The organism is Pseudoalteromonas sp. SR43-2 (genome assembly GCF_014163885.1).
In the GTDB taxonomy this organism is placed as follows: Bacteria; Pseudomonadota; Gammaproteobacteria; order Enterobacterales; family Alteromonadaceae; genus Pseudoalteromonas; species Pseudoalteromonas distincta.
Genome location: NZ_JACJED010000017.1, coordinates 73,797 through 86,421, shown reverse-complemented (window position 1 = coordinate 86,421; position 12,625 = coordinate 73,797). Strand labels below are relative to the sequence as shown.

The window sequence follows — 12,625 nt, the reverse complement described above, 5'->3', positions numbered from 1 at the left end:
TAAAGCAGAAAAATAATGATAAAAATATTCAAGATTATAGTAGTTGTAACGCTTTTGATAAGCAGCTTTTTTTCTATTGCTAATGATGAGTGTTCTTCATGTCATAGCAAGGAGGTGTCTGATTGGCAGCAGTCTCACCATGCAGGTGCAATGGCCCAGGCAACATTAGACAAAGTACTAGGTGATTTTAACAACGTAACAGTTGAGCACTTTTCTCAAAAAGCGTTTTTTTATACCAAAGGTGATGACTTTTTAATTGATTTAACTGAAAGCAAAACAAAGACCACTTATAAAGTAAGCTATGTATTTGGTTTTACCCCACTTCAGCAATACCTTATTGAAGTGGAAAAGGGGAAATACCAAGTTTTCCCTTTTGCTTGGGATAGTCGTGATGCTAAAGAAGGTGGGCAGCGCTGGTATGCAAATTATGAGGCTGAAGACGTAAAACCAAATGATCGTTTGCATTGGTTACAACCTTTACAAAATTGGAATGGGATGTGTGCAGATTGTCATTCTGATAATTTAAAGCGTAATTATGATGTAGAAAAAGATGTGTTTGATACGCACTTTTCAAATATAAATGTGGGATGTGCTTCTTGCCATGCTGACCTATCAAAAGATCACAAAACTAACCCGTTATTAAAAACAAATAAGGTGAAACCGACCAATATGTCTGGTTGGAAAATAACGGATAATAGCAACATTGCTACTTGGCAAGGTGCTAAACGTGACAATAGCTTTATGGAAACCTGTTATGCTTGTCATTCATTGCGGAGTCCACTAACCGATGGGTTTAGTAGTGATATAGACTTTTTAGATCAATTCAGCCCCTCTTTCTTAGAGCCCAACTTGTACCATGCTGATGGCCAAATAAAAGAAGAAGTTTATGTGTTTGGCTCCTTTAAGCAAAGTAAAATGTTCGAAGCGGGTGTAAATTGCCTAGATTGTCATGACAAGCACACGATGAGAATTAAGTCACAAACAAATGGCCTTTGCCTCCAGTGTCATAAAAGTAGTGAATATGATGTGCCAAAGCATCATCGCCATAAGCTAGCGTCGCAAGGTAGCCAATGTGTTAATTGCCATATGCCTACTAATAGGTATATGGGGGTGGATGATAGGAGAGATCATAGCTTTAAAGTTCCTCGCCCTGATATTTCTATCATTTATGATACGCCCAATGCGTGTACTCAGTGCCATGATGATAAAACAGATGAATGGGCAAACACCGCGTTAGAAAGCTGGCATGGCAAGGCCGCTCCTTTGTCTAACAAAGAGCATGCAATGTTAGCACTTCGATCGGCCAATAGTGTGCCGTTAAATATTCATTTAGGATTGATTAATGATACTTCATTGAGTGAAATTGATAGAGCAAGTGCAATCACTTATTTGGCAAATTCTGGTTCAGCGATAGATGATGCAATTATATCTAGGTGGGTAAACTCGCCATTGCCACTAATACGATTAGCGATTGCTAAAATAGGCTATATGCTGCCTGAAAGTGAGCGTTTCAAAAGTTACAGTAAGTTATTAACAGATAAATTTAAGGCGGTTAGGGTTGCCGCCGCACAAAATCTGAGTTATCAAAATAATCCGTCGGACGAGCTCAGTGAGGCTATTGTTGAGCTTGCACAGTCCAATAAAGTTAACTCTTGGCGAGGCGAGGGTCACATTAATCAAAGTATGCTCGCATTAAATAAGCGAGATGTTACATCGGCAATTAGGTATTTAAAAAAAGGTATTGATGTAGACCCATATTTTGATCCTAATTATGTAAATTTGTCTGATATTTATTTTCGCCAAGGCAATAAAGAAAAGATGCAGGCTGTGCTTGATCAAGGGTTGGCTGCAATACCTAATTCTGCTGCATTAAATTATGCAAATGGAATGGCAAAAATAAGAAGTAATAAAAAAGTTGAAGCAATAGAGTATTTTAAAAAATCGATGGAGCTTGACCCTAACAATGTGCAATACGCATATTTATATTACTTAGCCTTAGATAATGCCGGTTTAACAGCCAAGGCGCTTGATGAGTTAAAACAAAATCTAAAAAAATATAGTAACGCCCGTCAACTTATGGAGCTTGTATATAGTTTTGAAAGTAAATTAAGGTAACTCGCTCTTTTGGTAGCCTTATAAAATAAATACTGCTTAGCAAGCGCTATCGAATTTTAATAAGGCTTTATTTACTTGTAATATAAACATGCTCCTAGTGAGTTTTACTGCATCTCAGTCGCTTCCCACCATTTTAATAATCTTATATTAGCGTAATCTTTCCCTCCCCTCATTTGACCGAAAATGATTTTAATTGATTGTACTTGGTTTATGTTGTAGCTTTGTTAACATAAATGAAATAGAAAAGGTCATTTTATACGCGAAGGCTCCGAGTTAAAAAGTAGTTTACACACTTGAATTCACACGATTCATTATGACAACAAAAATAAACAGAGATAACTATGAAAAAACACACAATAAAAGCGAAACACACGCTTTCATCTTTGCTTTTGTTTGCTTCTGCATTTTATATTGCCTCAGGGCACGCAGAGGTTGAATTAAAGCAACAAGTTAAGATTTCAGACTCGGGTCTACATTTTGATGGGCAAGACCTAGATTTTAGTAATGTATCTAACCCAGACACAGGTGCCGAATACGACTTCTTTTTTGGTCGAAACATCTCGGCACATGGTGATGCTGTTAAAGTATATAAACATTATGTATTTATGACTTGGTATAAAGGCGGCAAGCAAGAGCGCAACGTTATGTTGAGCCGCTACAATACATTAACGGGAACCCTGGCAACTATAGAATTTCCACATCGCCATACCGGTTTCAGAGGAGACCCTTTAGTTGGGGAATCTCATAATACAATTGGTTTAGCAGTGAGTCCTATCGATGGCACTATTCATATGGTGTACGATATGCACGCCTACGACGATAACAATCATGGCGGTAAATTCAAAGATGACTTTTTCCGTTATTCTTTTAGCGAAACAGGGGTTGCTGACTTACCCGATGAGCAGTTTACTCTTAATAAGTTTGTTAAAGATACCAGTAGTGTCAGTCAAGGGGCTGATGACTATAAGCATTTAACAATGACAGGCAATTTAGCAGATAAAGCAAATTTTGCGCGTTTAACTTATCCCAAGTTTTTTACAAATACAGATGGTACATTGCTGCTTTATATGCGCTTGGGTGGCAACAATAACGGTGCCTATGTATTTAATCGCTATGACGCTCAAACAAAAAAGTGGTCAAGCTTCACTAAATTTAATCACAATAACCAAAAAAGTTACGGTAATGCTTATAACTGGGGCCTCTATGGCAATATGAAGTATGTTAATGGCAAACTTCGAGTAGGCTATCAGCAGCGAAGCAACGATAATAATGATAGATATAAATATCAAAATGGTGTTTTTTACGCCTATTCAGACCACCCAGATGGTATAGGTGAATGGAAAAACCATCAAGGTGAGCCAATGACATGGCCGCTTGTAAATTCAGATGAAATAAAAGTACTGGAACCGGGTGACTACATAGATCATCAAGAAGCTAACTCTGTTTATATTGTAGGTAGCTTTGACTGGACAGTGACTAAAAAGGGAGATGTGCACTTTATAAGTAAGGTACGTTCAACCGATAGAAACCGTCCTGATTATCAAGAAGTTTATTTACACTCCTACAAGCCAGCTGGCGCAACAGAGTTTATTACGTCCACAGATTTTGTTGGCGCAAGTGAAATTTATACGGCTGGTGACAACGTCTATATTATTGGTTTAAACAATGGACGACCTTACGTTGAAAAAGCGCAAGGTGGCACAAATAACTTTACGCGCGTATACGAAGCAACTGATGGGCCGGTATTTGATCACGGCACTATTTACATCAAAGATGGCAAAGTTTACTACTACCTAATGGAGCGTGGGGCAGGGAGTGCGTTACCACTTTATTTGCAAGTAATAGATTTAGATATAGAAAGTGAAATTAACTCACCTATCGTCACGTTTCCGAAGACAAGCATTACTGTAGAGGAAGGTTACAGCGAATTGTCTTTTAAAGTAACGGCTGTAAGTCCAGTGGCTGATCGCAGCATCAGCAAAGTTGATTTATTTGTTGATGGCACGCTAATTCGTTCAGATAATGCAGACCCTTTTGTATGGGGTCATAAAAACAAGCCATTAGAGCTACTAGGCTTAACGGCTGGAAATCATACCTTTGAAGCGGTTGCAACTGATAGTGAAGGTGTCACAGGCTTTTCAACAATGCAGTTGCTTGTTCAATCCGATTCGCCAGTCATTAGTTTTCCTGATAATGAGCTAACTGTAAAAGAGGGCTTTGAGCAGCTGACATTTACGTTGCAAGCATCAAGTCCTGTTGCTGATAGAACAATTGCATCTGTTACTTTATACATTAACGATAATTTAATACGCACAGACGACAAAGCTCCTTTTAACTTTGGCCATAAGTTTAATCCACACGAAACAGGCGCAATGGGGTGGTTAGACTCACATTCTCCCAACCCCTTACCACTCGGTGCAGGAATTTATACTTTTAAAGCAGTTGCCATAGACAGTGAAGGCGCTCAAAGCATAGCGACAATGATTCTTAACGTTGAAAGTGAGCCTAAACCGCCTGTGGTTTCTTTCCCTAATGAAACCCTTACTGTTTTTGAAGGATACGAAAAGTTAGGTGTGACAATAGATGCAGTATCTCCCGACAATCGTGATATTCAATCTGTAACTTTGTATGTGAATGGTGAGTTTGTGCGTACTGATACCAAGCCGGTTTGGAATTTTGGCCATTCATATGCACCTTATGAGCTAGGTGCAATGGGTTGGTTAGATAGGCACGAGCCAAATCCGTCACCTTTAGGGGTAGGAAGCCATACTATCACTGCAATTGCGCGAGATACTCAAGGTTTAGAAGGGGAAGCGAGTATTACACTTATCGTAGAAGAAACACCGGCTCCAAATGTTTATTTTTTAGAACCCGAGATAGAAGTGCCAGTAGGGTATGAGTCTTTAAGTGTATCGGTGCATAGTGAGTCTGCATTAAGTAGCATTGATATAGAGCGAGTAGAGCTTTATTTGAACGACACCTTAGTGCGTGATATTTGGCAGCCTCCTTTTACCTGGGGTGACGAAGAGTATTCAACTGAGCTCCTTGGTTTAGCCGCAGGTGAGTACGCTCTAAAAGCTATAACAACTGATAGTAAAGGGAAATCTTCAAGCGCAGAAAAACGCTTAATAGTAAACCCTAACCTCGTTTTTGTATCGTCTGAGATGGAACAACACCCTGCTTCTAATGTATTAGACGGTGACCTCTCTGATAGTTCAAGTTGGCGTGCGGACAAAAATGGAACTCAATCAATAGTTATTGATTTAGGAGACTTAAAATCTATTACAGGGACCCAGCTGTGGACTGCGAACGATAAAGCAATTAAGTATCAAATTTATGTATCAGAAACGATTGATGGTCGATATAAAAAAGTAGCAAAGCATAAGAGCAGAGACGTTAACAATCAGCCAAGTACAACTACTTTTTATAGAGAAGGACGTTTTGTTAAATTAAAAGCGATTGGTAACTGGCCTGACATTACTGAATTTAATGTACTGTTTGAAAACTAACATCAGGTTAAGCATCGCTTTTCACTAAACGATAGGACTTTAGTGAAAAGCGATTTTCCAAAAAGTACTTTTAATGCAGGTTATTTATATCTGCTTTTAAGTATATCGCGACAAAGTGTTAGTAAGGAGAATACGTTGACTGGTATTAAATCATATTTAGCTATATTTTTTGTTTTTTCGGTTACAGCATGTGCAGAAACGCAAAAAGTTAATTTACTAGACCCTCAGCTTAGCCGTTTTGATAATGTTTACTCGTTTGGGCAAGCACGCTTCATAGATGGTGAGTTGCATTTAATTTCATCTAACAATTGGTTTTTAACTACAAAGCAGCGTTACAGCAACTTTATTTTGACTGCCGATATAAAAATGCCAAATGTTGATGAGTATAGTAATTCGGGTATTATTTTTAGAGGCCAAATTGAGCAATACAAGAACGGTAAACGCGTTGTTGGCTATCAAGCTGAAATAGACCCGAGCCCACGCCGATGGAGCGGAGGGCTATTTGATCAAGGTCGACGAAAGTGGCTGTACCCAGAACATCCTCAAAGGTCTCATAAAGATGATGACTTTATAAAAAGTCACTTACCCGTTTGGTCAGAGCAGCAAGCTGAAGTTTATAAACCGGGCGAATGGAATTCGTTGCGAATTGTTTGTGACGGCTCGTCAATAAAAATCTTTCTCAATGATGTACTTACCACCCATGTAGAAGACATTAAAGACGATGAAGGTGTAATAGGTTTTCAGCATCACGGCAGCAAATCATATAAAAGCTTAGGCCTCAGAGATAATGTAGTTAGATTTAAAAATATATTCATTGAAGAACTAAAACAATAAAAATGGAGTACCCTCTATGTATGATGTGATTGTAGTTGGCTCAGGTATTACAGGTGGTTGGGCGGCAAAAGAATTCTGCGAAAAAGGGTTCAAAACCCTTGTAATAGAGCGTGGACGTAATATTCAGCATCAAGGCCCAGAATATACTGATATGCAAATGCCTTGGCAAATTGAGAACAGAAACAAAGTCCCTGAAATTCTCAGTGAGGAGGGACGGTACTCTATGATTGAGCGCAAAGGTTATTTCAAAAATGCCACTAAACAGTTTTTTATTGATGACAAAGAGCACCCTATTTCTTATCCAAAAGAAAGCCCATTTAAATGGATAAGAGGTTATCAATTAGGTGGCAGATCGTTAACGTGGGGAAGGCAATCCCTTCGATGGGGAGTGAAAGATTTTCAAGCTAATGCAAAAGATGGAAATGGTATCCCCTGGCCTATAGGCTACGATGATTTGGCACCCTGGTATGATTACGTAGAGTCTTTTATTGGTGTATCTGCAAATAAGGATGGTTTAGATACGCTACCCGATGGCGTATTTCAAAAGCCGTGGGAGATGAGTTGTGCTGAAAAGTTTATAGCTGAGAACTTAAAGAAAGCTTATTCAGACAGACATTTAATTATAGGGCGTTCGGCTAATATTACAGAGCCTACTAAAGAGCAAACCGAACTAGGGCGCGGACAGTGTCAGGCTCGCTCATACTGTAATAGAGGCTGTACATTTGGTGGATATTTCAGCTCACTTTCAGCCACTTTACCTGCAGCCAAAAAAACTGGAAACTTAACAGTTTTAACAGATGCAATAGTAGAAACAGTTGATTACGATGATAAGTCAGGTAAAGCGACGGGTGTTACGGTGATTGATGCCCATACTAAAGAAAAACGTCAATATCGCTCAAAGGTTATTTTCTTATGCGCTTCAGCATTAGGCTCTGTGCAAATTCTTCTAAATTCTAAGTCTAAAACGTTCCCAAATGGTATTGCAAATTCGAGTGGTGCTGTTGGGCATTATATTATGGATCATTTTTCTGGTGTTATAGCGGATGCAAAAGTACCTGGTTTTGATGACAAATATTCAGTCGGACGCAGACCTATTGCTACCTATATTCCAAACTATCGACACGAACAAGAAAAAGGTACCGATTTTATTCGGGGATTTGGTTTTCAAGGTACAGCCCAGCACCGCAGCAATACCGGTACAACTGCAAAAAAGGTAGGTATTGGCGCTGAGGTTAAAATGAATAGTAACCAACCAGGTCCTTGGCGCTTTAGAGCAATAATGTACGGTGAGATGCTGCCAAGGTTTGAAAATCATGCGCGGTTGCACCCTACAGAAAAAGATCAATGGGGTATTCCTATATTACATATTGATGCGCGAATAAGAGAAAACGAGCGCAAGATGATTAAGCAAGCGGCTGTAGATATTAAAGAAATACTGACTGCAGGCGGCTGCGTGGATATTAAAGTAAATGAATTTCCTGAAACAAAGCCAATTGCTGTTGGCGATCGAGTGCATGAAATGGGGGGTGCCTGTATGGGCGAAGACCCTAAAACATCCGTTTTAAATAAATGGGCGCAAAGCCACGATGTTCATAACTTGTTTGTGACTGATGGTGCTTGCATGTCGTCTTGCGCCACTCAAAACCCTTCATTGACTTATATGGCTATTACCGCTCGAGCTGTCGATTATGCAGCAAAACTAATTTTTAAAGACCGAGTGTAAAGGGGGGATTATGTCTAAAGTTAATATAAGTCGTCGTTTGTTTATCGGAGCATCAGTATATTTTGTAGCTACCCCTGTATGGGCATCTATTTTCAATACTGTAAATTCATTATCTGTTTTTTCTCAAAATGGGCGTTTCTTTACTGCAAAAGAAATGACTATTTTGAGCGATGCGGCTGATATAATGATACCCAGAACAGATACCCCAGGAGCTACTGATGCAAAGGTTATAGATGTTCTCGATGCGCTCATGCTCAGTTGGGCAGGTAGTGAAACTAAGCAACAGTATAAGTTTATTATTAAACAGATAGATTTAATTGCCCAATCAAGTTTTAAAGTTAATTACCAAAGTGCATCGAAAGCAGATAGAGAGCTTTTGCTCAATGAGCTTGATCAGCGTTCCTTTGCTGAACGCTCGACTGAGTTGTCAAAAAGCTACCGTAAGCTTAAAGAGATGATATTTCATATTTTCTACACTTCAGAAGAGGCCAATCCCTATTTTATGTTAGTTCCTGGCACCTATAAGGGAGATATTACTAAGAATCAAATGGAGTTGTATAACGTTAAAAAAAGAGTTTCTTAACTTATAAAGCCATTTAAACAGTGGCTTTGTATTTTTTATCGTTATTAAGTTTTATTTCTAATTTCTAATTTCTTATTCGCTAGCAACTGCAACCAATCAAAATAAATCACTATCGCTCATTTTATTTGTTGTATCCAAATTAATTGGTTTTATAATCGCCATAAATATAGCTTAAATAGTTTTTTTCTCAAAATTTAAATAAAATCAAATCTCTTAAGTTGTTGTTTATATGCGTTTAAAATTTAACAAGATTGGTTTTGATTATTTTTGATTTGAAAGTGTCATTTATTGTGTTACCGTATTGTTAATTAGCAGTTTTGGTTGTTAATTTGATAAACACGCAACAGGCTTATTTGTAAAAATAGCAGACACACACAACGTATATGGGGATTACAATGTTTAATAAAGAAAATAAAAAACTCGCCTCGACTAAAATAATAGGTAGTTCGTTAGGTATAGCTTTAACTTTATTTGCACCTTCAATTTTGGCTCAAGAAGTTAAACAAGCTATAGACAATAATCAAGAGGCTCAAGCAGAAAAAACTGAAGCCGATTTTGAAGTTATACAAGTACAAGGCATTCGTGGTTCTCTAGAGAATGCGTTAAATACCAAGCGAGATGCCCCATCTATTGTTGATGCTATTTCTGCCTCAGATATTGATGCATTACCTGCGCTTGATTTAGGTGAAGCACTGCAAGCTGTACCTGGTGTGCAAATTGAACGATCTGGTGAAGGAAGGCAGTCTGAAATTAGTTTACGTGGTTTGGGTGGCGGTTTTGTCAAAACTACTTCAGCTGGACAGAGTTTTGCGACACCAAGTAGAAGTTTTAATGATGTGGGGTCAAGTAACCCATTCGCTGCATTCGAGGCTAGTGTTTTCGATGGAGTGACAGTTATTAAAGCCCCTACTGCTGATATGCAAGCTGGCGGAATAGCTGGGACCGTCGATAAGCAATTGCAGCGAGCGCTAGCAAAGCCTGATGGTAAATATAATGTAAGTGTAGGTGGGCGTTACGAAGAATTAACCCAAAAATGGGATGAATCTGTTAAATTCTCAATGAGCAAACATCTTATTGAAAACGAGCTTGCAATCGCTTTTAAAGCTGCGGGTTCAGGGCAAACATTCCGCAGAGATACTGCAAACTTTACAAATTATGCGCCATTAATTGGCCAAAATGATGCCGCTACAGATGCAAACTTACGCGTAAACTCCACTACAATTGATGCTTACCGTGCTAAATATGGTATCCCAGAAGGCGCCGCTATTCGCAGTCCATCTTCATTAAGGAATGTATCAGAGTATAGTGAAGGCGACCGTATTTCTTTTACGGGTAATATTGAATGGCGACCTACTAGTGATATGACTGTTGGTGCACATTTACTTTATACTAAGCGTGATCTTGATAGTGGTACAAAACAGGATGCACAATTTAGCGCAGGCTATAATCAAAACAAACCACAGAATAGCGATCGGTTTTACATGATAGAGCCAGACATGAACACGGCTCCATTTATCTATGACACTCTTGAAGATGGGACTCCTGTATACGCAGTAAGCAAAACAGCGATTACTGACGGCGAATACTTATTTACAAATCGTGAGACTACTTTTTTTGAAGAGGCCAAAGGTCTATTTTTATATGGTGACTACGTTGTAGATGATTGGACATTCAATGCCATGCTTACTCATTCTGAGTCAGAGAATAACTTTCAAAATATCGGTTTAGATTTTAGGCATACAGGCCATCATAAGGCTACTACAAAAGTTAACGGGGTCAATGTCGATACAGTCCCGACTGGAATTGATATTCAATTAGATTCGGGTGAGGGTAATCTAGATCGAGCATTTATTAATGCTACAGGTTGGGATGACTACAACTACGACGTAGATTGGCAAAGCCCTACAGCTTTAAATGCGTTATCTTTAACAACAGCCGATCCGTTAAACGGTGGACGACGATTAAGCCAGTACATTACCGGGAGAATAGATAACCCGATTCGTAAAATGACAAGTGGCGAATTTGATGCCAAGCGTTATGTAGACTTTGGCTTAGGAGAGACTCTAAATTTTGGATCTGTTAAGTTTGGTGCAAGATATAGCCGCGAAATACTCGAAAACTTTGACCAACAAATAGGTGCTGCGGGTGTTAATGCAAGTGCTGTAGGAAGCTCTGCGATTAAAGATTCACTCCTTTCTGATGGACAAAGCGAGTTTTTTAACGGTAATTTTCCTGGAACATTTGGTGCAGATAGTGGCTGGAGAACTTTTGATAACTTATCTCACATTGCTGCTTTGACAGATGGTATTGCAGATCTGGACGGTGGTATTAAAGCTGGCGATACAGGCCTTTATGAGCGTTTTAACGGGCCACACCCACAGCAATATGCAACAAACTTTGATGTTGAGCAGACAATAGCAGCAGCTTATGTTATGGCTGACTTAAATGGTGAACTTGGCGATGTAATGTGGACCGGTAATGTTGGTATGCGGTATGTCCATACTAATAACGATTTTAATGGTATCAGACGAGATCGTAGTGCCGGCGATGTTTTAGTAGATACAAAGATAAGTGATGACTACGATCACTGGTTACCATCAGTTAACTTTGCTTTTGATTTACGTGAAGATCTTGTTTTGCGTACAGCATATAATAAGGGCTTTGTTCGTCCTAACCTTCGTGTAATGACGCCAACAACTGAAGTAAGAGGCGGTAATACAAATGTAACTATTGATAAGCCTGCTAGCTTTGTAAAACCATATGATGCAGATAACTACGATATGTCATTAGAATGGTATAACCGTGATGGTAGTGCTATTTCTGTAGGCGTATTTTATAAAGAACTTACGGGTTTTTTTGAGGATAGAGAAAGCTGCCCTGAAGGCGACCCGCTTATAATTGAAGCGTTAGGTAGCGATGTGGTTCGTGAAGATAACCCTGCTACAGGTGGTTTTGTTTGTACACAGGTTGAACCATTTACTGGCGATGACGGCACAGAAAACTTCCGCTCTGTTAGAATCAACGAGAAGTTTAACGATGATGAAACAATTGAATTAACAGGTATTGAGTTAGCTATTCAGCAAAAGCTAGACTTTTTACCATACCCTTGGAATGGCTTTGGTGGTGTATTTAACTACACTTACATTGACCAAGATGGAACCGAAGAAAGTACATTGTATTCTGTTGCACCTGAATCGTTTAATGCAATAGGTTACTACGAAAACGACGGTTTTAGCGTAAGGGTTGCGTATAACTGGAAAGACGACTCATACTTGAAAGGTCAAAACTCTTACTTAGGCGTACAGCCTCGTGTACAGAAAGCAACAGGCCGCCTAGATTTAGTAACTTCATATAAGTTCACTAATAACTTCAGAGCTTATTTAAGAGGTTATAACCTTACCGATGAGCAACGTTATGAGTACTGGGGTAATAACGAAAAGGCGGTTTCGCGTGTTGATTACACTGGCCGTATTTATGAAGTGAGCTTTAGCTACAGCTTCTAAGTAAAAATTAAGTTACTTTTTAAAGCCTAACAATTTATTGTTAGGCTTTTTTCATTCTATAAGGTCATAAATGAACTAATCTAGCAATACTAAGAGATTGTTTGCTTAATAACCTATACTAAAGGTAGAGTGTTTAAGTATGCTCAAACTGTAAAGTGCATATATATTCGATGGTTATTTTAATTTTCTTAGCCTAAGGGGGCACTATCTTTTAGACTACAGTACTTTGTAATTGTGTATAGAACCAAGCTTAATAAAGACTAGTGAAGATTAATGTGGGTTATTCATATGAAGTTATCGAGGTACTGTATCTCAGTACAATGCTCAGCTTATAATATGTAAAACTCACAAAAGATTA

At 38.8% G+C, this 12,625-nt stretch carries 6 protein-coding genes; all 6 read left to right on the top strand.

Annotation, left to right across the window (positions count from 1 at the left end; all coding sequences use genetic code 11):
* The first annotated feature begins 15 nt into the window (after positions 1-15).
* The 6 genes from H5120_RS14575 (at position 16) to H5120_RS14550 (ending at position 12,267) form a co-directional block, all read left to right on the top strand.
* Positions 16-2,115, top strand: coding sequence for a multiheme c-type cytochrome (locus H5120_RS14575; protein ID WP_182675242.1), 2,100 nt, complete (start codon positions 16-18; stop codon positions 2,113-2,115).
* 341 nt (positions 2,116-2,456) lie between these two features.
* Positions 2,457-5,624, top strand: coding sequence for a BNR-4 repeat-containing protein (locus tag H5120_RS14570; protein WP_182675240.1), 3,168 nt, complete (start codon positions 2,457-2,459; stop codon positions 5,622-5,624).
* A gap of 135 nt (positions 5,625-5,759) precedes the next feature.
* Positions 5,760-6,458 carry a DUF1080 domain-containing protein gene (locus tag H5120_RS14565; RefSeq protein ID WP_220487104.1) on the top strand — a complete coding sequence of 233 codons (699 nt, stop codon included), beginning with the start codon at positions 5,760-5,762 and terminating at the stop codon, positions 6,456-6,458.
* Positions 6,459-6,474: 16 nt separating this feature from the next.
* Positions 6,475-8,181 (top strand): GMC oxidoreductase, encoded by a 1,707-nt coding sequence (locus H5120_RS14560; RefSeq protein ID WP_182675238.1) that lies wholly within the window; start codon positions 6,475-6,477, stop codon positions 8,179-8,181.
* 10 nt (positions 8,182-8,191) lie between these two features.
* A complete protein-coding gene (locus H5120_RS14555; protein WP_182675236.1) occupies positions 8,192-8,764 on the top strand; it encodes a gluconate 2-dehydrogenase subunit 3 family protein in 573 nt (190 codons plus the stop codon).
* Between the two features lie 395 nt (positions 8,765-9,159).
* Positions 9,160-12,267: a TonB-dependent receptor gene (locus tag H5120_RS14550; protein WP_182675234.1), complete on the top strand. Its 3,108-nt coding sequence runs from the start codon at positions 9,160-9,162 to the stop codon at positions 12,265-12,267.
* Positions 12,268-12,625 lie beyond the last annotated feature (358 nt).